The following is a 20526-nucleotide window of genomic DNA, read 5'->3' on the forward strand; positions in this document are numbered from 1 at the left end:
TGCCTTAGGGCGCTGGGGATCTACCCGGTAATGGCGCGCTATGGCTCTGCTTATCCGCCTATCGATCGGCAAATTCCACGCGGTTGCGACCGCTTCGCTTGGCGCGGTACAGAGCCGCATCGGCGAGACCGTATGCGGTGTCGAAACAGGTTCCGACTGCGTTGATGCTGACGCCAAAGCTGGCCGTGATGCGGCGCTCGACCGGCGGAACGACCAGCGAGTCACTGATGGCTTCTCGCATGCGCTCGGCAAGAATGGCGCCACTGGCTGGTTCATGACCGGGCAGCAGCACCGTGAACTCCTCACCGCCCACTCGCCCGATGAAGCCTTGTTCCCCGACGATTCCGCGCAGACAATCGACGACCCCCGAAATGACCGCGTCTCCAGTGGGGTGGCCGTAGTCGTCGTTGATCCGCTTGAATTCGTCGATGTCGAGGATGATCATCACCGCGCTGTTGGTGCGCAAGACCTTGGTGGTCCGCTCGATCACGGCGCTGCGGTTCAGTACGCCCGTCAACGCGTCGTGCGAGGCGCGATACGCCAACTGCTGAGCCAGCACCTGCATCTCGCGTTCTGCCCGGTCGCTGCGGCCGATCAGGCGCCGGGTTTCGCGCATCAGGCGCTGGAAGTGCTCGATCAGTTCGCCCAGCGACTGGCGATACTCCGCGGCATCCGCATCGATGATCGAGTGCATCGCGCGGGCCTTTGCCAGCGCCGTGCTCTCGTTCTGGAACAGATCGGGTGCGCCGCCCGAGGACACGTCACGGGAAGAGGTCGAACGCACCTTATTTTCCTTGCTGCGCGATGGGGCGATCGGTGAACTCGATCGCGCGGAAATCGGCCTTCAGTTCTTCCCCGAATTCGGCAATGGTCTCGTCTTCCTCGTCGCGATACCAGTTCATCGACACGCGGCTTCCCGATTCCGCCGCCTGATCGAGCGCGTCGAAGATGCTGAACAGCATCTTGGTGCTCGAGCTGTTGAAGTACGTCAACGCGACGTCGATGGTGATTTCGGCCCCGGTGTTCGCTGCGAGGTACTTGCGCATCTGCTCGATGATCGGCGCGTAAAAAGCGGCTGCGTTTTCCGGGTAGGACTCACCCTTGATCGACAACGCGTGTTGGTCGAAGCGAAAGTCGACTTCGGGCGACGTCGTCGTCGCGGGGATGTGTAGGTTTTCCATTGTTCTTGTGCCTTCCTGCTCAGATGATGGCCATGAGGCAAAACAGCGTGGTGCCGGGTTCGTCGGCACGCGGATGAAAAGCGAATTCAAGCGGCGCGCTCGCATCGCGCGCCATCGTCAGGAAGCCAAGGCCGGCGCCCTTGCTGTCCTTCGGCGCGTCGGCGCGCAATGTCACCTTGTACGCCTGCTTGATTTCTTCGAGCGACATGCTGCGCAGAGGCTCCAGCCTGTTGCGCAGGCCCTCGACCTCGGCGGTCGCGATGGGATTGACGCACAACATCACGTGATGCTCGCCGTGCCTGGAGATGCACACCGCGCCCTCGCGAATCGCGCCCGTCCCTTCGCCGCCTGGCTCCAGCGCGTTCGACGAGTAATGAACGATGTTCTGTGCCAGCTCGATAAAAGACGAGAAGAGTTTGCGGCGGGTCGGACCGCTGACGCCGGCGACTTCGAGTTGCAGTTTCACGACTTCGCCCATCGACGCGACGATGTTATGGGAGAAGTAGCCCTTGTGATAGAAGAGTACATTGCGCCGCTGCGCGAGTTCGAAAAAGGCGCTGTCTTGTTCTAGTAGTTGAGACATTCTGGGAATTCACTAAATGCGGGCACAGAAAAGCGTGACGTCGTCACGGCGCGGTTGATTGCCTTGCCATTCCGCGAGCGCGAGCCGGACGCGCTCGCAAATCGTCGCTGGGGTTTCGGCGCGGTTTTCGAGGATCAGGTCGAGCGCGCGGCGCCGGCCGAAAGAAATATTGCGCGGACCGCCGATCTGATCGGCGAGGCCGTCGGTATAGATGAACAGCAGGCTACCCGCCGTGACCGGAATCGAGCGCAAGCTCCACGCATAGTCGGCGCGACTGTCCACGTAACCGACGCCCATGCGGTCGGCGCTGATCGTTTCGAACTCCGCGGCATCGGGTGACAGGATGTGCAGCGCGATCCTCGCGCCGGCAAAACGCAGCATGCTCTCCGTCGCATCGAACCAGAAGAGTGCCGTGTCCAGGCCGTCGTTGGATTGGGTTCCTTCGTCGGCACAGTTCACTTGCCCCAGCAAGGCCTTGACGTTGCGATTGACGGCCGCCAGCAGCGCGGCGGGGTCGCGCGGCCCGATCTGTTCGAGCGCCTTCGACAACGACGCCGAAGCAAGCAAGGTCATGAACGCGCCGGGAACGCCATGTCCGGTGCAATCGGCAACAGCGCCGAACCAGCCGGTCGGAAAGGCCGCGAAATGATAGAAGTCGCCGCCGACTACGTCGCGAGGTTCCCAGACCATCGCCGCGTCGCGCAGCTTCATGGACAGCGTCTCGCTGGAAGCGCGCAACATGGCGCGCTGGATCACGCTGGCGTACTCGATACTCTGCATGATCTGGCGGTTCTTCTCCGCCTGCATTTCCGCGACCGCGCTGATCAGTTGCAGACCACTGCCGAGACCTGAGAAGAGTCCGTCGCGCGTCACGATGAAACCATCGACCAGTGCTTTTTCTCCGGCCTCGACGGTCCTGAACGTCAGCGCTTCGATGCTCACGTCGGCATCGACGATGAGCGGGTCCTTGTCCATGAACGCGATGCAACTCTTCTTGTCGTAAAGCTCGCGATGGAACGGCTTGCTCATCTGCGACATGAAGATATCGCGGTTGATCAGGCCGATGGGACGGTGGTCATTGATGACAGCGAGGCTCTGCATGTCGCGACGCGCGGAGAAGATCTCCATGACCACGGAGTTGGGGTCTTCAACGTCTACGGATGGAACTTCGTGGCACAAGTCTCCGGCTGTGCGCGGATTCCCCTGTGCGGAAGAACGGCGAAATCTCGAGAACGCTGGATGCATGGCGACGCCAGTCGATGTATGAGGAAACCTCGCACGCTAAGGTTTCTCCATGTACTTTATGTGACAGAGCGGAGGCGATCCTCTCGATTGGCGCGAGATTAGAAAACGAGTGGTCACGCAAAGGTTTGCGTGACCGACATCAGTAAAACTTGCGGGCTGCGAGGTTGCGCAAATGCAACGCCAACGGGTCCGGTTATTCAAACGGATTCTGCACGACACCCGGCTTGGCATCCGGCTCGTCCTGCACCTTCGCCGGCAAATCCTTCTGCGCCTGAAGACTCGCGACGATTGCATCGAGCGCTTCCTTCAGCGCAAGCGCCGCCTTCAGGCCGCGTTGATCGCGCGTCAATTCGAGCGTGCCGTTCAGCACGACACGCGTCGTGCCGTTGCTGAGCGTGAGCGCATCGCCCTGAATGTTGAGCACGTCGTCATCGTTCGAATAGGGCTTAAACACCTTTTAGTCCTCCTGGCCGCTGGTCCTTCAGGTTATCCGGAATGCCCGGAAAGCGGATGCCCGACATTGCTTCGAGCTCGTGAATCGTGCGCATGTCGTAGCGGTTGGTCGCTACATTATCAACCACGACTGCGAATGCCAGTTGACGCGACGGCACATAGACGACCTTGTACAACTGGGTCGGCACGAACACGCGCGTCGGTCCGATCGTCTGCAATTGCTGTCCCGTGAACAGCGGTCCGGTGACGACGTATGTGTCGTCGTAGGCTAGTGCGATCTTACGCACCGCGGTTTCGATGCGTGCCCACAATCGTTGGTTGTTCTGACGGTCTTGCGGCACGATGTTCGCGAGCGAGAACGATTGCGCCATCGCCTCATTGTTCCAGCGATTGCCCGCCGGACTCATATGGCCGCGATCGAAGCCGCTGCGTTTGTAGTCGGCGAGGGTCGCGCCTTCGCCTTCGGGCAGACGCGAGTCTTCGAAGAACTTGTTGGTACGCACCATGTCCTTCGCTTCTTCGATGTGCTCGCGTGTCAGATGCTCGGCCGACCACAGCGGACCGTGCGTGATACCCGAATGCAGCACCGCGAAATCGCTATAACAAAGCATGCGCGTTTTGGGCGCCATCTTCTGATTGGTGAGGATGGGCCATTGCGCATTCGGCGTGAAACTGGTGCAGGAGGGCGCCGCGCCCGCATGAGCGGCGACGGCGAGGAACAGACAGGCAAGCCACTTCTTCATGTGTCGGTGGTTCGATGAAAGGGGACGCAAGTATAGCGTCGCGGCCCGCATCGAGCGACCGCACCAAGCGAATCAAAGAAAGGGGATGGGAAACAGAAGAGGCGGCGTGCGCCGCACAAAAAAGTGGGCCGCTTTGCAGCGACCCGAATGCGTGGACTTCCGACTCTACTCACGCAATCTTAAGAAGGTCTTAAGATCTGCGTTCTCGCGGTACGTTATGTTCGTTTGCGCACGAACAGATCTACGCGCCCGAGCAGTGCTCGCACAACGAGCCGGAAGTTTCGACCGGAAAAGAGAGCGCGGCGAAGCGCGCCGGAGATTAATTACCGAACACGCTGTTTTCAGCGCGAGTTTTTTGACGATCCACCGCCTGCAAACGCCAGAAGCCGCTAGTCGCCTTGCGGGTTCGCAGCGCGGTCCATGCTGCGGCGCCTTGCGCGGCGCTCACTCGTTCCTTGCGATCGACGTGCAGACCGCGCAACGTACAGAGCGGCGCGTCGGCGCTCGGTGCGCACAGCGTAGTCACGCCGTTCTCGTCGCGCAGTTCACCCCAGGGGGGCAAGTCGATCCCTTGATGCGCTTCTCTCGACCACCGATGTTCATCAGTATCGAGCCAGAGCACAGCGTAATCATGGCTTACGGTGGGATCGGAACCGTTGATCAGGATGGTCAGTCGCATAGCAGTTCCGTTCATAATTTGCGAAGGGCTTTACCAGTCTAGGCGGCGCGGCGCTTTATGCAAGACAAAGGCATGATTTGCGAATGGAAAAATAATTCGCCAAACCGTGGGGGAAGGTATGGTGCATGCTCAACGCCGCGCGGCGTACGCGATATGCATGCTGTAACGACCACATGCACATCGCGCGCCGCGGCAAATCAACGCAGCAGACAGGCGTTCAAGCTAGATCGAGCGAAGCGGTCAGATCGCCGAGCGGCGCGAGTCCGTTGCTGGCGAATGCCTTGTCGCGCGCGACCACGCCATCGAGCGGAGCGAGTCCATGCACACGACTAATGAAACGCAGAATTGAGTTCGTGTCGTACACCGTGTGATCGACGTAACCCTTCTTCGCGAGCGGCGAGATCACCAGCGCGGGAACGCGCGAACCCGGCCCCCAGCGATCCCCGATCGGCGGCGCGACGTGGTCCCACCACCCGCCGTTCTCGTCGACGGTGACGATCACGACAGTGTTCTGCCATTGTGGCCCGCGCTGAATATGCTCGATCAGCGTCGCGATGTGACGGTCGCCCGAGGCGACGTCGGCATAGCCCGCGTGCATGTTCAGGTCGCCCTGCGGTTTGTAGAACGTGACGGTCGGCAAACGTCCCGCGTCGATGTCGGCGATCAGGCGATTGGTGGACGCGTCGTTGCCCATCCCGCCGTCGCGCAGATAGCGGCGGCGCGCGGCCGTGCCCGGCGCGTAATTGGCGAAGTAGTTAAACGGCTGATGGTGATACTGAAAGTCGGGCATCGATCCCGTATCGCGATGATCGAGCGCGAATTGCCATGCGCCGCTGTACCACGCCCAGTCGATGCCCTTTGCGGTCAGCCGGTCGCCGATCGTCGCGTAATTCTGCGGCGGCATCACGCGCGGGTCCGACGGATCAGCAAATGCCGGGTCGCCGCCTTCGGCCGGACGCACGCTGCTCGGCTGATACGGCGGAGCCATCGTGTTGACTGCGTAGCCGTCGGCGGTGAAAGCGCCGTCATTGACGAACTTTGGCGGACCGTCGAGCGCCGACGCGGGCGAATTGGGCGCGAGCTTCAAACGGGTGCCGGTCGGATCGTCGCCTTCCACGACCGACACCATCTTCCTCGCCGGGCTGTTGTGGATGTCCGGGTAGTACGGCGCCTGCGCCGAGATCAGGAAGATGTGATTCAGCCACGAACCGCCGAAAGCGGCCATGAAGAAGTTGTCGCACAGCGTGTACTGCTGCGCCAGATTCCAGAGACGCAGTGAGTCAGCGGAATTGCGGTAGTGCCCCATCACAAGGCCGCCCGAATCGCCCCACGCGGCGAACTGGTTGTTGCGCCCCGCGTTGATTTGCATCTGGTTCTGATAGAAGCGATGGATCAGATCGCGGGTGATCACGCCGGTCGGCAGCGGCGCGCCGTGCGCATCGACGATCTGAAACGGCCGGTTGCGCAGATGATCGAGATCCTTTTCGCCAATCATGTAGCGCTTGCCGTCCACTTCCTGCGCCTGCGGCACGAGCCCGCCCCAGATCGCCGGCAGCCGCGGCAGCGGCGTCTTGCCATCGCGGTCGAGTTGGACGTACTGCTCGGCGGTGACCGCGTCGAGCGGATGCTGGACACCCGGGTAGTTGCCGTACAGGTTCGCGAAGCTGCGGTTCTCCGCGTAAATCACCACGATGTTCTTCACCTGATCGTGCAGCGCAGCGTCGAGCCGCAAGTCGGCGGCGCCGCGCGGCGGGCCGTTGCCCGCGAGTGCCTCGCCCGTTTTGCAGCCGGGCAGCGCGAGGCCGAGGCCGACTGCCGCGAGACCGGTCAGGACGCGCCGACGTTCGGGATCGTCGGGGGCGTCGTTGGTGTTGTCGATTGAATCGGGGTTGTCCAGTTTCGGCGGCAGGTGAGGATCGTGGTCGGTCATCGGTGAGTTCCGAAGGAGACGTGACGGTCGCTTCGGCGCCGCTGGAGGCGGCGCGCGCGACACCGGTTATGGGTCCGCCGAGGCCGGCAGGCCTCGCGGCTTTACGGCAGCCGACGCTTCACGCGCCAGCTGTGATGCGTGGCATCGACAGCCAATAGTAGCCAGTGCCGTGCGTCGATCGGATGACGCTTTTGCGTCGCGTACCGGTCGACGGTCAATTCGAGTTCGTCATGCGCGCGCCGATGATAGGTGGCGTGCGCGCCGGAGCCATCCGCGAACTCGACGCGCGCCTCGGCGAAGTTCGGCGCGCCGGCCGGTTCGGGAAGTTCGGCGATGCGCACCGCGCAGCCCGGATAAAGATGCGAGTCGGCAACCTGAATCTGGATCGCGTTGGGCATGACGTGGCCTCCTACGCTTGGGCGGCGCGAGCGCGCGGCTGGGACACACCGCGCCGCCGGACCGGATCAAAGCATAGCACCGCGTGGCCGAATCGCCGCATGCTTCGCGCTATCGTCCTGAATTGAATCGGATGAACCGCATAGCGCGACGCGACCGGGCTCGGCACGCATCCGCTGAGCCGCGATCAGGCGTCAAAGCGTTTTCCGATAAACCACGAAGCCGGACTTGTCCGCGACCTTGTCATAGAGCTGCATCGCGGTGTGGTTCGTCTCGTGCGTCTGCCAGTAGACGCGTTGCGCGCCGTCGGCTTTTGCCCGCGCATAGACGGCCTCGATCAGCGCACAGCCGACACCCTTGCCGCGCTCGCTATCGAGCGTGTATAGATCCTGCAGATAGCAGATCGGTCCCGCCATCGTCGTATGGCGGTGATACAGAAAATGCACGATGCCCTGCAATTGCCCGGCGCGTTCGGCGACGAACGCATGCATCGGCTCGTAGCCATCGAAAAAGCGATTCCAGGTGATTTTCGTGATCTCGCGCGGCAACGCGGTCTCGCCCGAGCGGCCATAAAACGCGTTGTAGGCGTCCCATAGCGGCAGCCATGCATCGAAATCGTCGCGGGTGACGGCGCGAATCTGCAGCGGGGCGGACATGTGGGCGGCTCCTGTGGAAAGCTGTGGAACCGCCAGCATAGAAAATTTGCGACGTGATTGTTAGCTCCACCATGAACGACAAATCTGGAGCCACGACGCTTGCGGCAGTGCGGTGAGCCGATGCATCACCGCCTGCAGCGAGTCAGTGCTTGCGAGGATGCTTCTGGCGAAGCTCGTTGCGGACCTTCTTCGCGGCGAACAGCGGCACGTAGTCGAACACGCGCGCCTCGCTCCGGAATTCGGCGAGCGTATCGGCGTACATGCGGGACACCGTTTCGGTCGGCGTGTCGGTTTCTTCGGCGATGCTGCGGACTATTTCGTCTACATTCGGCTCGGGCTGCGACATGGACGGTCTCCGGTTAGTGTGCGGCGGACTGGATGGACGGTACGCGCACGGCAGGAGTCCATTACAGGATGCGATTCGCGAGCACGCCAATTAAATCGGCCTATCGTCCGACCGATTTCACAGAGATTTTCTTCTTGCGCTGCGGCAAGCGACCCTGCGGCGAGGGCGCGCGGAAAATCAACCGGTACGGCGGTGGTGAATACCCGGGAAACGCGCAGGGGTAAGCAGCGGCGTCTCTACTTCTCCATCTTCTGCGCTACGTGCGCGATCCGGTCGCGCACGACGCCGATCGCCTGCTTCAGCGCGTAAACGTCCTGAAAGTAGCGGTACGGAATCCGGATCTGGCTAGCGTTCGCGTCGATGTTTTCAATCTCGTCACTCCATTGCGCGATTTGCGCGCGAGTCGGCTCGGCATTCTTCCATACTTCGTCCTCGAGCGCCTTGATCGCGCGGTACCACACGAACAGGCGTTTCTTCATACGCGCTTCGAGCATGCTCGGCAGCGCCTGGGCGAGGCCGATCAGCAGCGCAAGGAACGGCACCAGAATCAGCAGCCGTCGCTCGATCAGACTCGCGAGCCAGAACGGCAGGTAGCGATACAGAAACGGCCGGCCCGATTTGAAGTAGCGCACGCTTTCGTCGGAGATCGGGAATTCTTCAGTGTTCAGGTTCGGGAACGTGCCGAGCGGCGTGAAGTAGTCCTCGCCGCCGTGCACCGTGCGCGCGGCGTCGAGCAGCAGATAGACGAGCGCCGGATGCAGCGTGTCCTTCGACACCAGCAGCGCCGTCGCCGCGAGCAGCGTGACGTCGCTGCGCGGCAGATCGTCGGCGACGCTCGTCGAGGCACGCGGCAATACGATCTTCGACAGCGACGGGAATTTTTGCGCCAGTGCATCAGCCTGCGCGAAGCTCATCAGCTTCAGGTTGCTGGTCAGCAGCGCGTGCTGCATGTCGGCGTCGGGCCGGCCGATGAAGAACGCCGCGTCGATCTGACCGCTTTCGAGCCCTTCGTATGCGGCGTTCGCGTCCATCTGCAGCAGCGTCGAGTTCTGGCTCGTGACGCCGCTGTAGCCGAGCAGCACCTGGGAGACGTTGAGCAGCCCGCTGCCCGGCACGCCTATCGAAATGCGCTTGCCGCGCAGTTGCGACAGCCGGTCAATCGTCGCGTCGCCGCGATAGAACACCCAGATCGGCTCGTACGACACGGCGGCGATGGTTTGCAGATTGTCCGTGTCTTTCGGACTGGTCGTGCCCGACTGGATGAAGCCGACCTGATAGGCGCTGTCCGGGTCAGCGAGGCGCTGGTAGTTTTCGACCGAGCCCGACGAGCTGCGGATGTCGAGCTTGATGCCTTCGCGCTTGAGCAGCGGCGCGTAGCGATCGGCAAAGCCGCGGTAAATGCCGCCGTCTGCGCCGGAGGTGATGACGATCGTGCGCTGGAACGCGGGCTCGAGAATCAGCGCGAGCATCCAGCCGAACGCGGCGACCAGCACGATCGCGCCGATGATCAGAAGACGCCGGCGCCGCCGTGTCATCGGGGTTCTCGGGCTGCGGTACGGCGCGGGGTCTGGTCTCGGCATCGTTACCCGGTTTGGTCAGGTCCGGCCTTGGTGAGTAAAGGAGTGGGATCGGGGTTTGGTTCCTCAACTTTACGATATCGGGGAGTTTTATTCGATAGCCAGTGATGTGCAGTGAAAAGATGCGGGTCTGTTACAGACTGTGGGGATCACGATTTTCGTGCTACAGATTCCAGTCGTACGGGCCGCTCCGGCGTGCGAACAAGCGCGTCGTTCATTCAGTCAGAGGGAGTTGCGGTGTTGGAGGCACCTTCGATCCCATTAGCAAGGCGCAGCACGTATGCACGCACGCGTAGCCGTCGCAGCGGTTACTGTTCGGCCTGCGACGCGGCATTGGCCAATGCTTTACACAGTGGACTTATGCCTTTGGGACAAGATCTCGTAGAAAGCGTAATGATTTTTGCAAGGTCGTCAGTATCAAGTGTTGAGTTAATGTGACGTCGCACGAACGATTCTAGCGGCGGATTGAGCTTAATTTGTTTATCAAGTTCTGATAACGCTTTCCAGTGGTCAATCAGCAATCGCGCGATTGCCTCAGAATAGCCTTCAGCAATCCCGCCATCGTCGCATTGTCCATACTTGCTGAATGCGCTATTTACCTGAGCCCAGCTATCGAGGTGATCCACCATCGCGTCCGCGGCAACAGAATCTTTTTCCGTGCAAATTTTGCCGTACGCCAACGGCATCCAAGCAGCAATAGCAGCAGCTACAAGCAGCGCCGCCATTTTGCGGTTATCCATGAGGGCGTCCCTGCAGATTTATGCCGCGGTTTCGGTGAGATGCAGCATGAGCCATAGCCAAGTTATTGTTGGTTACCTCGACCGTTGTCAAAGCGTCTCGGCGCATTAGGTTGCTGATGGTACTCATCGCATCGTCCGATGTACGGATGCAGCCCATCGTTGGGTGCTGGGAACCTGGTAAATGTCGGGCGTTAGCTCGCCCCGAATGTACGCCAATCCCAGGATGGCCGGGCACGTTGAAGCGAATGATGCCGTGCATCCCGTACGGCCCATTCACCGATGCCGCATGTGGATGTGGGGTGACCTGGGCTTGAACGCTGTAAATCCTGTTCCTGAGGTGTCGAATCGTGGCGTGCCTATCAACGTTGTTATACGCCGGCCACGTCCCAACTGTGTTGCCAGTTGAGTCAACAAGTGAGATTTGATGGCTGGACCCATTGAATATCAACTTCGACATTTAGCGCATTCCTTATTTTGTGGGCTTTGAGAAAACTAGACAAATTCCACTACCATTCCACCTAACGTGAGGTGCAGTGAACAGTGAAGGGGCTGCTCGTGGCTTCGCAGGTCTGACTTCCAACAGCATGAATCTCGAGGGTGCTTTCAGTGCGATGGTAGCGGCAGACCAGATAGGGATCGACGCCCGTTAAATCCCAATGATCCGATGTTTTGCCGGCCACGGGAATAAGGTCCGCCTTCTGCTCTGGAGGGCCATCAAACAGAGATGCGTTATCCAGGACATGGTGTTGCCCTGCTGTAGAAAGCACGCTCGGGCACTGGAGCCGCACTGGCAATGCACACGCAGCACTTGTTGCCGCGAGGCAAGCTGCCAGGAAAAGCGCCTTATTCGACAACATGGTATCGGCTACCACCATTAACAGCCGTGCCGACGCCGCGACGGAAATGGATGGTACGCCGATGGAAGGTCTGTTTGCTATGTCCGTTCCACTGGTCGATCACAGCGGTTCGATCCAGTAATTGCCAATAAATTGCCGCGCGGCTCGTTCTGTTCGCGTGATATCCACAGTGCTTCCTCTGTCAGTAGATGGGACCGGACTTAACGCACACACTATCGAGGCAATCGCGCAAAAACAAGCAATACTCGATTTTCAGATAATGGCGATTCGCTGAGAATGCCGTCCAGATTGTGATTCAACATCTAGCGAGGAAGAAACAGCCTCCCGATCAATGTGTCGCAATGTGTCGAGTAGCTCTACCCCGAATCACCCGCTCCGCAGCACTACCCAACCACCCCCACCTCACCCCCCAACTCCCGCGCAATAAACTCGACAAACGCCCGAATCCGATTCGACATCTGATGCCGCGGCGAATACACCGCGAAGATGTCCGCATTCGGCGTGTCGTGATCAGGCAGCAACTGAACCAGCGACCCCTCCGCCAGATACTGCCGGATGTCCCATTCCGCGCGCATCAGGATGCCGTGTCCTTCGAGCGCCCATTTGACGGCGATCTCGCCGTCGTTGGTGGTCAGCGTTCCCTTGATGTGCACCGCCTCGGTCTTGCGCGCGGCGCCGCGTCCCGACGTCAGCCGCCACACGCCATACGCTTCGTCTCCCTGCCGAATGCCGATGCAGTTGTGGCGCGTCAGATCGTGCGCCGTGAGCGGCGTGCCGTGCGCCGCGAGATATGACGGCGCCGCGCACAGCAGACGCCGGTTCGGCGCAAGCCGGCGTGCGACTACGCGCGTATCGGGCGGCTCGCCGAAGCGGATGCAGACGTCGAAGCTGTCGTCGGTGAGCGGCGGGGGCGTGACCGACAACTGCAGTTGAACCGACACCTGCGGATACCGCGCGACGAAGCGCGAAATCGCCGGTCCGATATGGCTGCGCCCGAAGCCGAGCGTCGCGTTTACGCGCAGCAAACCCTTCGGTGTCTTCTTCGCCGAGCCGAGCAGTTCGGCCAGCTCGTCGATCTCGTCGAGAATCCGCCGCGCGCGTTCGAGGTATAGCTCGCCTTCGGGCGTCAGCATCATGCGGCGCGTCGTGCGGTTCACGAGCGCGACGCCCGCGCGCTGTTCCATCTGCGTGAGGCGCTTGCTGACGGCGGCCGCGGTCAGCCCCAGTTCGCGGGCGGCCGCGCTGAGACTGCCGTTCGCGGCGAGCGTCGAGAAAAAGCTCAGATCCGCTGGCTGCACGGTGTCGCGCATCGTCTTTTCCACGCCTTCGCATTTGTGAATGCAAGTTAAAGATGCTTTGAGTTTAGCACCGGTTTTTATCCAGGCGATCGCGCTAGAGTCCACTCACGCCATTCACCAAGCACAGGACGCAGACATGAAGACCTATCGCATCGCAACCATTCCCGGCGACGGCATCGGCAAGGAGGTCGTGCCGGCCGGCGCGCAGGTGCTCGAAGCGCTCGCGAAGACCACGCGCGCCTTCGCGTTCGAGTTCGAGAACTTCGATTGGGGCGGCGACTACTATCGCCAGCACGGCCTGATGATGCCGGCCAACGGGCTAGATGCGATCCGCAACAAGGATGCGATCCTGTTCGGCTCGGCGGGCGACAAGGACATTCCCGACCACGTCACGCTGTGGGGTCTGCGTCTGAAGATCTGCCAGGGCTTCGATCAATACGCGAACGTGCGCCCGACACGCATCTTGCCCGGCATCGACGCGCCGCTGAAGTACTGCAAGCCCGAGGACCTGAACTGGGTCATCGTTCGCGAAAACTCGGAGGGGGAATACTCGGGTGTTGGTGGCCGCGTGCATCAGGGCCATCCGATCGAAGCCGCGACCGACGTGTCGATCATGACGCGCGCCGGCGTCGAGCGCATCATGCGCTTCGCGTTCCGGCTCGCGCAGTCGCGTCCGCGCAAGCTGTTGACCGTGATCACGAAGAGCAACGCGCAGCGTCACGCGATGGTGATGTGGGACGAAATCGCGCTCGAAATCTCCAGGGAGTTTCCGGACGTCACGTGGGACAAGGAACTCGTCGACGCGGCGACCGCGCGCATGGTCAACCGTCCCGCCACGCTCGACACGATCGTCGCTACCAATCTGCACGCCGATATTCTCAGCGACCTCGCAGCCGCGCTCGCGGGCAGCCTCGGCATCGCGCCGACCGGCAACATCGATCCGGAGCGCCGCTATCCGTCGATGTTCGAGCCGATCCACGGCTCGGCGTTCGACATCATGGGCAAGGGGCTCGCGAATCCGGTCGGCACGTTCTGGTCGGTCGTGATGCTGCTCGAACACCTCGGCGAATTCGACGCGGCCAGGCGTGTGATGCAGGCCGTCGAAGCGGTCACCGCGAACAAGTCGCTGCATACCCGCGACCTCGGCGGCACGGCCACGACCGCGCAGGTGACGGCGGCCGTATGCGCGTTCATCGAGCAGGCGGCGACGCCCGCGGAGAACGCGGCTTGAACGCCGGCTTCGCTTGAATTGAGCGGCACCAAGCGGGAACCGCGCGCCACCCAGGCGCACGGTCTACGCCCCGGCCACCACGTGGCCGGCACCCAACCTTGACTCGACTAGCTCGGCCCAACGTCGGCCGGCGCGAGGCTCGCGCGCGGTCCACTGCCGCGCGCAAGAGGAGGAGACAATGACTTCGGAACTCGAAAGCCGGGTGTCCCGCAAGCTGATGCTGCGGATCATCCCATTCGTCATGCTGTTGTACTTCGTGAGCTTTCTCGATCGCGTGAATGTGGGCTTCGCCGCGTTGTCGATGAACAAGGCGATCGGTCTTTTCGCCGACCGCGTTCGGCCTCGGCGGCGGGCTCTTCTTTATCGGCTACTTTCTGTTCGAAGTGCCGTCGAACCTGATCCTGCACAAGGTCGGCGCGCGCCGCTGGATTGCTCGCGTGATGGTGTCGTGGGGGATCGTGTCGCTCGCGTCCGCGTTCGTCGTCGGGCCGAACAGCTTCTACGCGCTGCGCTTCATTCTCGGCGTCGCGGAAGCGGGCTTCTTTCCCGGCATCATCCTGTATCTGAGCCTGTGGTTTCCGACCCGGCAACGCGCGGTCGCGGCGGCGTGGTTCATGGCCGCCGCGCCGATTTCGACCGCGATCGGCTCGCCGATTTCCGGCGCCATCATGAAACTGCCGCCGATCGCCGGACTCGCCGACTGGCAGATGCTCTACATACTCGAAGCCTTGCCGGCGATCATCCTCGGCTTCTGCGTGCTCAAGTATCTAACTGACAAGCCCGCGCAAGCCGAGTGGCTGCAGCCCGAGGAGCGCGACTGGCTGATCGCGAAGCTGAAGCTCGAAGCCGACGCGCGGCACGCGCATGCGGGCCACACGGCCGGCGCACTCAGCGCGTTGCGCGATCCGCGCGTGCTCGCGCTCGCGCTGATCTACTTCGGCACCTCGGCGGGACTTTATACGCTCGGCTTGTGGGCGCCGCTGATCATCCGTCAATATGGTTTCGGCACGTTCGAAACCGGGCTGCTTGCCGGTGTGCCGAGCGTGCTCGCGGTGATCGCGATGGTGCTATGGGCGAAGCACTCGGATCGTACCGACGAACGTACATGGCACGTCGTGATTCCGTGCGCGCTTGCGTGCGTCGGCTTCGTGTTCGCCGGCAATGCGAGTACCGCGTTGATGATCGTGCTTGCGCTCGTCGTCGTGAACGTCGGCATCAGCGCCGCGAAGGCGCCGCTGTGGGCGATGCCGAGCATGTTCCTGTCGGGCGCCGGGGCGGCCGCGGGAATTGCGATGATCAACTCGATCGGCAACCTCGGCGGCTTCGTCGGGCCGTTTGCGATCGGCTGGCTCAAGAACGTGACGGGTGGCTATACGGCGGGGCTTTATGTGGTCGGCGCGACGTTGGCGGTGTCGGCGGTCGTGACGCTGATGCTGAGCCGCCAGACCAGGCATGCGCCGGTCGCGGTGGGCGAGCGGCAAGGTCACTGAGCGAAACATCGATGATACGGGAGCGACGCCGGCTGAAAGGCCGGCGGCGAACGTGAACTCCATCCGATGCGTTAGCGCTCGACTACCGGAACCCGTAGACCAGAACCTTCTTCCCTTCAAAGTGTTCCTGCACACCTTGCACGCAATTCATCGGACAGCTGTAGTCGGGAGTCGACGAGGCTGTCGGGACACTCGCCCGATAGACCACGGATTCGATCTGCGTCCCGTCCGAAGTGATCACGATGTTCAGGTCAGTCTCGACGCCAGCCGCCACAGGTCCTCCGGTAATGTAGCGGACCGACATCGTTCCGGTGCAATCGGAGTTCACCGTATAGGTGCCGGTCTGGTGAGGATTGAAGGTAGTCGAGCCGGCTTTCGGCACGCCGTTGATGTTCCCAACGTCAGTGCGTGTGAAACCACCGCTGCCGTCGAACGTCACCAGCGCGACGTCATCGTAAATCAACGGGCTCGTGAACGGATGCAGCGTGTTCGTCGAATCGAGCAATCCAAGAATCTCTCCGTGACCGATGAACCCATAGGGTCCCTTTAGCGTTGCCTTGGAGCAAAGGCCCCCGCGACCACCACCGTCGCCATCACCGTCACCATCACCCCTGCCGCCGGCCTGCGCGGTGCCGCTCAGCGACAGAATTGCAACGGCTACCGCCGACCAAACGCTTATATGCTGGGTCTTCATCTTCATCTCCTTGTTAGCAAATCAGGCGCATGAAATCGCGGCGTGCAACAGTCCTTCGGCTGCCGGGATCGGGGCCTGGATCAATCAAACGAAAATAGTCGATATGAAATGGCCGAAGCGATGCCTGGTCGCTGTCGTTTGAAGGACCAGGCGTGGGCCAAGGTGTTGAATTGCGAAAGGCTTTCACCAAGCAGTCGTGTTTCGCCCGGTGTCGGCGGATACGTGCGGAAGGGATGCACGAAAGGCCGCGCAATGGTGACTTCGTGGGTCGGCCACGCTTCAAAGTCGCATAGCGAAAACCAGTGTAATCCACGCTATTTGCGGCGACCTGATGAATATCGGACAAAAGGAAGGCACAATCAGATCGCGCGCTGCGAATCGCGGTGACGCCGCGTGCCGCCTATGAAGCACGTGATGAGTTGCACCGTGATTCGCGACATACGGAGACGAGATGGCAACGCACGATTCGTCGCGGGCGCTCGATCCCGCGGACTATATCGCCCACCACCTGCAGAACTTTTCGACGTCGTCGTCGGCTTCAGCTGCGGCCTCGGTGCAACACAGTGTGGGCGCGTTCATCTGGAGTCCTCATGCGCTGGTTTTCGCTGCGGTGCTGTTCGTCGTGCTGGTGTGCTTTGCGGCGCTGAGGGATCGAGGCGCGATGCTCAGCGTCGGGCGCGCGATCAGTTTCGGGCGGCGTCTGTATGTGTGGTGGTCGTGCGCGTGGCGTCAGGGGCTGACCGGGCAATGAAATTCCGACATCGGCAATCGCGAGGCTTGCAGGCACCGACCAGAGATACGTCGTGAGCCCGAGCGACACCGCGCGCCAGAAGCCGAAACGCATGCCGCGGATGCGCTGCGCGCGATTCTTGTCGTGGCGTGGGGGATGTATATCGTTTTGCCGAGGCAGGTGAAAAGGATAGAGAGGTTTGCGGCGGGGTGAACATCGTCGAAGCGACTAGATGGTGCATGCGCAACGGCCCGCTCGAAGCGGGCCGTCTTCCATTGCCGCTGCCCACATGGTCAGCGCTCGCCAAACATCAATGATGCGCGTAGACCGAGGCGAGGCCGGCAACGTCCTGTTGCTGCGACAGAGCCGGGACCTTAACCGCGCCAGCTCCGGCCGCCGACGACCCGTTCGCCGTCCCGCCATATGCCGACGCCGCCGCGCCGTTCAGCGCGCTCACGCGTGCCTCGGCGGCCTGGATATCCTGCGGATAGGTGTTGTAATCCGCAGCCGGGTTGTAACCCGCCTTTTCGAGTTGGACCAGTTCCGCGCGAACCTGGGCACGCGTAACCGGCGCGTTGGACTGCGCGAACGAAACGAGGGGGACAGCGACAGCAGCGGCAACGATCAGCGACTTGACGAGTTTCATGGTATCCACCTGAGAGCAATTGAGTTGGTTCAGACCACGGTTGCGTGGCCCGTGCATCCAGTCGCGTCGACGTCCGCTTTGCTTTGCGGCACCGCCGACTGGCATGGACGTATTTGAACCCCCTCATGTATCCCGCCTGTTTCCGCGAACCCCGACTTTTGCAACGGTGTTTGTCGGTCAGCCCGGTGGATACATAACGATACGAAACTCGTCGAAATCACCGCGCACCGTTACTGGCCGCGAGTTCGGCGGGTCGAGGAAGCGCGTGCTCAAGACCATCCTGACCAGGGCAATCCTTGCTAGCAGGAGCAACAAAGTTCACATATCGTTCCTCACGGAGCAACGGAGCCAAAGGCTAACGAGGATGTGATGCGCGAAATCAATCAGCAGCGGCTGCGCTATTTCCATGAGGTGCTCGGGCACGGCACGATCCGCGGCGCCGCGGACAGCCTCAACACCTCGCCCTCGGTGATCACGCGGCAGATCAAGCTGCTCGAAGACGAACTGGGCGTGCAACTGTTCGAGCGCCAGGCGCGCGGCGTCCGGCCCACCGAAGCCGCCGCGCATCTGCTGGAGTTCTGGCGCGGCTATCGCGCGCAGCAGGAGAAGTTCGAGGATCAGCTGCACGCGTTGCGCGGCTTGCAGCAAGGCCGCGTCGATCTGGCCGTCAGCGAGGGTTACGTGGATGCGCTGATTGCCGAGGTCATCACGCCGTTCTGTGTGCAATACCCGAAGGTCGATATCGGCCTCACCGTGCTGCCGGTCGACGACGTGCTCGACGCAGTTGCGGAAAGCCGCGCCCATATCGGGCTCGCGTTCAATCCGCCGCCGCATCCGCGCGTCGAATATCGCGCGAGTTCCGCGCAGCCCGTGGTGTTGCTGGTGCGCCGCGACCATCCTCTCGCGCGGCGCGGCAAGCCCGCCACGATCGACGATCTGCTCGCGTGGCCGCTGGCGTTGATGCCGAGCACCTTCGGCATCGGCCACCTCGCAACGATGCTCGCGTTCGTCGAACACGTTGAGATCCGCGCGACGCTCACCACCAATTCGCTAACGGCACTCAAGCGGTTTGTCGCCGATGAAAACTTTGCGACGCTGATCGGAGAGTTCGCGGCCTCGCGCGAGATTCAGGCTGGCGAGCTGGTGACCGTGCCGATCGACCACGCGCTGTTTTTAGGCACGAAGGCGCGCGTGCTGGTGAAATCCGGGCGGCCGCTCGTCGCGGCCGCGCACGAACTGCTCGCGTGGATCTTGCAGCGCATGACGATGTTTGGGGGCGGCGCGCAAAGATGAATCGGGTTGATTCACTGCGACCGCGCGCAATAGGCCCCCACCTGCCGCCTGCGCACCACCATCAACGAACAGACCCCGATGGACGCCACGATATTCACGACCGGATAAAACGCCACGGCCACACTCCATTTCGGCAGCGCAAGAATCGCGAGCGCGTATTTAAGAACGCATAGCGCAAAGTACAAAAGACTCTCACTCCACGGATCAAGAATGGTCTTGCGCACCGTCGGCCCGAGGCCGACGAGTTCGATCAGCGTGACAAGACAGATCGACCAAGTCGGATCATTGGTGAGTATCCAGAGCGGAATAGCCGACAACGCAGCGACGAGGCAAAGCCAATCGAAAGCGGTCCGCCGCCGCTCACCCCGAAAGACGCTCGCGACGAGAACAAAGAAGCAGGTGGCCGCGATCGCCGCCGTAGACCACGCCGAAGGGCCCGCACCGGCGACGAATTGCCCGACCGCCGCAATCGCCGTGACGACCGACCAGACCAGCCACGTGAACAGATGCGGACGTACGGTGCCGCGCCAGATCGCAAATCCATAAGGCAGAAACGCGATCAGCGAAACGATCGCCCCCATGACGCCGAACAGTCGGGTCATGTCCTGAAAGATGCGCATCATAGGAGGATCACACCCGGCACTGTCCTCGATATCGTGCCGGCGGTGCTCCACATGCGCGCGTAAAGAACCGCGTAAACGCTGTCGTCGATGCAAAGCCGACCCGCTCGCTGATCTCGCTGATCGGCATCGGCGTATGCGCGAGCAGCGCACGCGCTTCGTCGATGCGCGTTTGCGTCAGCACCTCGGTGAAGGTTTTGCGCTCCGCGGCGAGCTTGCGTTGCAAGGTCCAGCGCGTCAGCGACAGCCGCTCGCAGACGATCGTCTGCAGGCTCTTGGGATCGATCGCATCCGCCTGCTCGCGCAGCACGTCACGCAGACATCGCTCGACCGTCGGAGAAAAGCGGCCCTGCTCGCGAATCCGCTGCAAGATGCCATGCGCGGCATGCATATGAATTTTCGAAAGCGGCGCGTTGTAGACCTCGAACGCGCGATCCAGCGCCGACGACTGCAACACCATCCGATTGCACGCCTGATCGAGTTGAACGCGCACGCCCAACGTCCCGCACAGCGCCCCGAGCGCACCGAGCCGCGCATCGGTGATGCCCGCGTCGCGCACGCGCAGGCGCGCGTCGTAGAGCCTGGCCACGCGCGCGATCAGCGTGAAGTTGCCGAGCGCGCTCGAGGCGTTGCGCCCTTCGCCTTCCGTCACGTATTCGAATGCGACTTCGTCGCCATCCTCCTGCATGATGAGCCAGTCGACATTACCGATAAGGTCGCGGTACGCGACGTAATTACGCAATGCATCGCGCAGCGTCGGACTATTGCAGAGCACGCCCGCGAGCTCCGGGAAATACAGCAGACCATCGAGCACGTCGCCCTCGGGCGCGCCGCGCATCAGGCAGCGTTCCGCGAGCTGGAGCATTGCGACATGCTTGTCGCCCGGGACTCGCGCATCCGCCGCGGCGAGGTCGGCCTCCGCGATGCCGATATCGTGAGCCACTTTGGTGCGATCGAGACCCTCACGCTCCGCCGCGTCGAGCAATCCTCGATAGATGCGCGCTGATACGGACTTCTGACGCAAATCCACTGTGCCTCCTCCGGTCGAAACCTGTCTGCGGGTTTTCCTGACTCTTCATCGGTCAAGTGCTGCACCCATCGGTCAAGCGCGCTTTGAGCGCATCCCTAGAATTTCTTT

The 20526-nt window shown here is 61.8% G+C and carries 22 protein-coding genes and 1 pseudogene; 4 read left to right on the forward strand and 19 right to left on the reverse strand.

Annotation, left to right across the window (positions count from 1 at the left end):
* Window positions 1-58: 58 nt before the first annotated feature.
* The 15 genes from QFZ91_RS38155 to QFZ91_RS38225 all read right to left on the reverse strand — a co-directional run bounded on the left by QFZ91_RS38155 (window position 59) and on the right by QFZ91_RS38225 (window position 12696).
* Window positions 59-784, reverse strand: coding sequence for a GGDEF domain-containing protein (locus QFZ91_RS38155; RefSeq protein ID WP_368595638.1), 726 nt, complete (start codon window positions 782-784; stop codon window positions 59-61).
* 1 nt (window position 785) lies between these two features.
* Window positions 786-1181 (reverse strand): DUF1987 domain-containing protein, encoded by a 396-nt coding sequence (locus QFZ91_RS38160; RefSeq protein WP_176107051.1) that lies wholly within the window; start codon window positions 1179-1181, stop codon window positions 786-788.
* Between the two features lie 19 nt (window positions 1182-1200).
* A complete protein-coding gene (locus QFZ91_RS38165; RefSeq protein WP_176107050.1) occupies window positions 1201-1764 on the reverse strand; it encodes a SiaB family protein kinase in 564 nt (187 codons plus the stop codon).
* Between the two features lie 12 nt (window positions 1765-1776).
* Window positions 1777-2892 carry a SpoIIE family protein phosphatase gene (locus QFZ91_RS38170; RefSeq protein WP_429570441.1) on the reverse strand — a complete coding sequence of 372 codons (1116 nt, stop codon included), beginning with the start codon at window positions 2890-2892 and terminating at the stop codon, window positions 1777-1779.
* A 310-nt stretch (window positions 2893-3202) separates the two neighbouring features.
* The gene (locus tag QFZ91_RS38175) at window positions 3203-3463 is read right to left on the reverse strand and encodes a hypothetical protein (RefSeq protein ID WP_176107048.1); all 261 of its coding nucleotides are present in this window, start codon (window positions 3461-3463) and stop codon (window positions 3203-3205) included.
* The gene (locus tag QFZ91_RS38180; RefSeq protein WP_429570442.1) at window positions 3456-4205 is read right to left on the reverse strand and encodes a DNA/RNA non-specific endonuclease; all 750 of its coding nucleotides are present in this window, start codon (window positions 4203-4205) and stop codon (window positions 3456-3458) included. Before QFZ91_RS38180 ends, QFZ91_RS38175 begins: the two co-directional genes overlap by 8 nt.
* A 319-nt stretch (window positions 4206-4524) precedes the next feature.
* Entirely contained in the window at window positions 4525-4884 is a 360-nt protein-coding gene (locus QFZ91_RS38185) for a DUF3564 domain-containing protein (RefSeq protein WP_013092796.1), read from the reverse strand.
* Window positions 4885-5101: 217 nt separating this feature from the next.
* Window positions 5102-6814 carry an acid phosphatase gene (locus QFZ91_RS38190; protein WP_429570443.1) on the reverse strand — a complete coding sequence of 571 codons (1713 nt, stop codon included), beginning with the start codon at window positions 6812-6814 and terminating at the stop codon, window positions 5102-5104.
* Between the two features lie 101 nt (window positions 6815-6915).
* A complete protein-coding gene (locus tag QFZ91_RS38195; RefSeq protein WP_429570444.1) occupies window positions 6916-7212 on the reverse strand; it encodes a hypothetical protein in 297 nt (98 codons plus the stop codon).
* 192 nt (window positions 7213-7404) lie between these two features.
* The gene (locus tag QFZ91_RS38200) at window positions 7405-7866 is read right to left on the reverse strand and encodes an N-acetyltransferase family protein (RefSeq protein WP_429570445.1); all 462 of its coding nucleotides are present in this window, start codon (window positions 7864-7866) and stop codon (window positions 7405-7407) included.
* 142 nt (window positions 7867-8008) lie between these two features.
* Window positions 8009-8212, reverse strand: a complete 204-nt coding sequence (locus QFZ91_RS38205; protein WP_176107043.1) for a DUF3562 domain-containing protein — start codon at window positions 8210-8212, stop codon at window positions 8009-8011.
* A gap of 236 nt (window positions 8213-8448) precedes the next feature.
* Window positions 8449-9747 carry a TAXI family TRAP transporter solute-binding subunit gene (locus QFZ91_RS38210; RefSeq protein WP_429570446.1) on the reverse strand — a complete coding sequence of 433 codons (1299 nt, stop codon included), beginning with the start codon at window positions 9745-9747 and terminating at the stop codon, window positions 8449-8451.
* 350 nt (window positions 9748-10097) lie between these two features.
* Window positions 10098-10529, reverse strand: a complete 432-nt coding sequence (locus QFZ91_RS38215; RefSeq protein WP_429570447.1) for a hypothetical protein — start codon at window positions 10527-10529, stop codon at window positions 10098-10100.
* A 518-nt stretch (window positions 10530-11047) separates the two neighbouring features.
* A complete protein-coding gene (locus QFZ91_RS38220; RefSeq protein ID WP_429570448.1) occupies window positions 11048-11404 on the reverse strand; it encodes an STY0301 family protein in 357 nt (118 codons plus the stop codon).
* A gap of 365 nt (window positions 11405-11769) precedes the next feature.
* Window positions 11770-12696: a LysR family transcriptional regulator gene (locus tag QFZ91_RS38225; RefSeq protein WP_429570449.1), complete on the reverse strand. Its 927-nt coding sequence runs from the start codon at window positions 12694-12696 to the stop codon at window positions 11770-11772.
* A gap of 124 nt (window positions 12697-12820) precedes the next feature.
* On the opposite strand from QFZ91_RS38225, the gene QFZ91_RS38230 reads away from it, so the two are divergent.
* Together QFZ91_RS38230 and QFZ91_RS38235 are read left to right on the forward strand one after the other, a co-directional pair.
* The gene (locus QFZ91_RS38230) at window positions 12821-13915 is read left to right on the forward strand and encodes a tartrate dehydrogenase (protein WP_429570450.1); all 1095 of its coding nucleotides are present in this window, start codon (window positions 12821-12823) and stop codon (window positions 13913-13915) included.
* A 178-nt stretch (window positions 13916-14093) separates the two neighbouring features.
* A pseudogene (locus tag QFZ91_RS38235) lies at window positions 14094-15405 on the forward strand (MFS transporter).
* An 82-nt stretch (window positions 15406-15487) separates the two neighbouring features.
* Here the strand turns inward: QFZ91_RS38235 and QFZ91_RS38240 are convergent.
* Window positions 15488-16099, reverse strand: a complete 612-nt coding sequence (locus QFZ91_RS38240; protein ID WP_176378770.1) for a hypothetical protein — start codon at window positions 16097-16099, stop codon at window positions 15488-15490.
* Between the two features lie 451 nt (window positions 16100-16550).
* Between QFZ91_RS38240 and QFZ91_RS38245 the strand changes: the two genes are divergently transcribed.
* On the forward strand, window positions 16551-16850 hold the full coding sequence (locus QFZ91_RS38245) for a hypothetical protein (RefSeq protein WP_429570451.1): 300 nt from the start codon (window positions 16551-16553) through the stop codon (window positions 16848-16850).
* A gap of 289 nt (window positions 16851-17139) precedes the next feature.
* Here the strand turns inward: QFZ91_RS38245 and QFZ91_RS38250 are convergent, their stop codons facing one another.
* Window positions 17140-17475 carry a DUF4148 domain-containing protein gene (locus QFZ91_RS38250; protein ID WP_429570452.1) on the reverse strand — a complete coding sequence of 112 codons (336 nt, stop codon included), beginning with the start codon at window positions 17473-17475 and terminating at the stop codon, window positions 17140-17142.
* 369 nt (window positions 17476-17844) lie between these two features.
* On the opposite strand from QFZ91_RS38250, the gene QFZ91_RS38255 reads away from it, so the two are divergent.
* Window positions 17845-18768: a LysR family transcriptional regulator gene (locus QFZ91_RS38255; protein WP_176120901.1), complete on the forward strand. Its 924-nt coding sequence runs from the start codon at window positions 17845-17847 to the stop codon at window positions 18766-18768.
* Window positions 18769-18779: 11 nt separating this feature from the next.
* Here QFZ91_RS38255 and QFZ91_RS38260 read toward each other — a convergent pair whose 3' ends face one another.
* Window positions 18780-19391, reverse strand: a complete 612-nt coding sequence (locus QFZ91_RS38260; RefSeq protein WP_368715550.1) for a hypothetical protein — start codon at window positions 19389-19391, stop codon at window positions 18780-18782.
* 7 nt (window positions 19392-19398) lie between these two features.
* The gene (locus QFZ91_RS38265; RefSeq protein ID WP_429570453.1) at window positions 19399-20418 is read right to left on the reverse strand and encodes a helix-turn-helix domain-containing protein; all 1020 of its coding nucleotides are present in this window, start codon (window positions 20416-20418) and stop codon (window positions 19399-19401) included.
* Between the last annotated feature and the right edge of the window lie 108 nt (window positions 20419-20526).

Source organism: Paraburkholderia sp. JPY419, assembly GCF_050435705.1.
Classification (GTDB): Bacteria; Pseudomonadota; Gammaproteobacteria; order Burkholderiales; family Burkholderiaceae; genus Paraburkholderia; species Paraburkholderia youngii.

Bases quoted from the DNA above. Each gene is read 5' to 3' on its own strand.
- QFZ91_RS38160 (WP_176107051.1), bottom strand. From the start codon at position 1,181: ATGGAAAACCTACACATCCCCGCGACGACGACGTCGCCCGAAGTCGAC.
- QFZ91_RS38165 (WP_176107050.1), bottom strand. From the start codon at position 1,764: ATGTCTCAACTACTAGAACAAGACAGCGCCTTTTTCGAACTCGCGCAG.
- QFZ91_RS38170 (WP_429570441.1), bottom strand. From the start codon at position 2,892: ATGGAGATCTTCTCCGCGCGTCGCGACATGCAGAGCCTCGCTGTCATC.
- QFZ91_RS38180 (WP_429570442.1), bottom strand. From the start codon at position 4,205: ATGAAGAAGTGGCTTGCCTGTCTGTTCCTCGCCGTCGCCGCTCATGCG.
- QFZ91_RS38185 (WP_013092796.1), bottom strand. From the start codon at position 4,884: ATGCGACTGACCATCCTGATCAACGGTTCCGATCCCACCGTAAGCCAT.
- QFZ91_RS38190 (WP_429570443.1), bottom strand. From the start codon at position 6,814: ATGACCGACCACGATCCTCACCTGCCGCCGAAACTGGACAACCCCGAT.
- QFZ91_RS38195 (WP_429570444.1), bottom strand. From the start codon at position 7,212: ATGCCCAACGCGATCCAGATTCAGGTTGCCGACTCGCATCTTTATCCG.
- QFZ91_RS38200 (WP_429570445.1), bottom strand. From the start codon at position 7,866: ATGTCCGCCCCGCTGCAGATTCGCGCCGTCACCCGCGACGATTTCGAT.
- QFZ91_RS38205 (WP_176107043.1), bottom strand. From the start codon at position 8,212: ATGTCGCAGCCCGAGCCGAATGTAGACGAAATAGTCCGCAGCATCGCC.
- QFZ91_RS38210 (WP_429570446.1), bottom strand. From the start codon at position 9,747: ATGACACGGCGGCGCCGGCGTCTTCTGATCATCGGCGCGATCGTGCTG.
- QFZ91_RS38215 (WP_429570447.1), bottom strand. From the start codon at position 10,529: ATGGATAACCGCAAAATGGCGGCGCTGCTTGTAGCTGCTGCTATTGCT.
- QFZ91_RS38220 (WP_429570448.1), bottom strand. From the start codon at position 11,404: ATGGTGGTAGCCGATACCATGTTGTCGAATAAGGCGCTTTTCCTGGCA.
- QFZ91_RS38225 (WP_429570449.1), bottom strand. From the start codon at position 12,696: ATGCGCGACACCGTGCAGCCAGCGGATCTGAGCTTTTTCTCGACGCTC.
- QFZ91_RS38230 (WP_429570450.1), top strand. From the start codon at position 12,821: ATGAAGACCTATCGCATCGCAACCATTCCCGGCGACGGCATCGGCAAG.
- QFZ91_RS38240 (WP_176378770.1), bottom strand. From the start codon at position 16,099: ATGAAGACCCAGCATATAAGCGTTTGGTCGGCGGTAGCCGTTGCAATT.
- QFZ91_RS38245 (WP_429570451.1), top strand. From the start codon at position 16,551: ATGGCAACGCACGATTCGTCGCGGGCGCTCGATCCCGCGGACTATATC.
- QFZ91_RS38250 (WP_429570452.1), bottom strand. From the start codon at position 17,475: ATGAAACTCGTCAAGTCGCTGATCGTTGCCGCTGCTGTCGCTGTCCCC.
- QFZ91_RS38255 (WP_176120901.1), top strand. From the start codon at position 17,845: ATGCGCGAAATCAATCAGCAGCGGCTGCGCTATTTCCATGAGGTGCTC.
- QFZ91_RS38260 (WP_368715550.1), bottom strand. From the start codon at position 19,391: ATGATGCGCATCTTTCAGGACATGACCCGACTGTTCGGCGTCATGGGG.